The organism is Streptomyces sp. NPDC059455 (genome assembly GCF_042750115.1).
Lineage (GTDB): Bacteria > Actinomycetota > Actinomycetes > Streptomycetales > Streptomycetaceae > Streptomyces > Streptomyces endocoffeicus.
The window spans coordinates 1-1,008 of sequence record NZ_JBHYVB010000224.1 but is presented as its reverse complement, the minus strand read 5'-3'; the positions used below and the strand labels follow the sequence as shown (position 1 = coordinate 1,008).

At 68.7% G+C, this 1,008-nt stretch carries 2 protein-coding genes; one reads left to right on the top strand and one right to left on the bottom strand.

Annotated elements, in window-relative coordinates; all coding sequences use genetic code 11:
- Positions 1-145: 145 nt before the first annotated feature.
- A complete protein-coding gene (locus tag ACFXB5_RS45335) occupies positions 146-442 on the bottom strand; it encodes a hypothetical protein (protein WP_385219771.1) in 297 nt (98 codons plus the stop codon).
- A gap of 122 nt (positions 443-564) precedes the next feature.
- Between ACFXB5_RS45335 and ACFXB5_RS45330 the strand changes: the two genes are divergently transcribed.
- Positions 565-933 carry an arsenate reductase family protein gene (locus tag ACFXB5_RS45330; RefSeq protein ID WP_385219769.1) on the top strand — a complete coding sequence of 123 codons (369 nt, stop codon included), beginning with the start codon at positions 565-567 and terminating at the stop codon, positions 931-933.
- The last annotated feature ends 75 nt before the right edge of the window (positions 934-1,008 follow it).

Genomic DNA, 1,008 nt, shown 5'->3' with positions numbered 1-1,008 from the left:
GCCGCGGGGGCTACCTTTGCCACTTGCCCCCGCCCACCTGCGACGATAATGCCAACTCCGTCCACAACCCGCGTTGTCCCCTGACCCTCCTGGTCCCTTTCCGCCGAGCGGAAAGGAACCGGAGGCGGGACGGACCTTACGGGTATCAGCCGCAGGCGGCGCGGTCGGCGTGGTCGGTGCGGATGAGGGAGCGCACCATCCGGCACGTGGTGTCGGACGGCGGATGCACCCCGATCCGGGCGGCCGTGGACCGTATCTTGCGGTTGGACGCCTGCTCGGGGCGGTAGACACCGGAGTTGAGCAGCGCGATGGCCAGGCGCATGGCCTTCAGACGGCGGTTGTGGGACTCGTACCACTCACGCGGGCGCCCGGCCGGCATCCGCTTCTTCGGCAGGGTCGGAAAGGTCGGAAGATCCTGAAGAGGGGGTCCGGCAACGGCCATCGGCAACCTCCTGAGTTGGTCGGGAAACCTTCCCTTCAACTCCCTCCATTCTACGGCCGGGTACTGACAAAGGCCCCTGGTCAGACCCCGTTCCAAGGCGATCTCGCGGTACCGTGTGCGGCATGGAGATCTGGATCAATCCGGCATGCTCGAAGTGCCGTAGCGCGCTCACCCTGCTCGAAGCGGAGGGCGCCGGTTACACCGTGCGCCGCTATCTCGAGGACGTACCGAGCCAGGACGAGATCCGCGCGGCGCTCGACCGGCTCGGGCTGGAGCCGTGGGATATCACCCGGACCCAGGAGGCGGCCGCGAAGGAGCTTGGCCTGAAGGACTGGCCGCGTGAGGAGAGCGCACGGGACCGCTGGATCGCGGCGCTCGCCGAACACCCCAAGCTGATCCAGCGGCCCATCATCACGGCGGACGACGGTTCGGCGGTGGTGGGGCGCACGGAGGAGGCGGTGCGGGAGGCGCTGTCCCGGTCCCGCGGCTGACCTCAGAGCCTGTGTCATATCCCCGGCCGGGCGTGCGACGCCTGGCACGCACGCTGATCCGACCGGGGATATGAC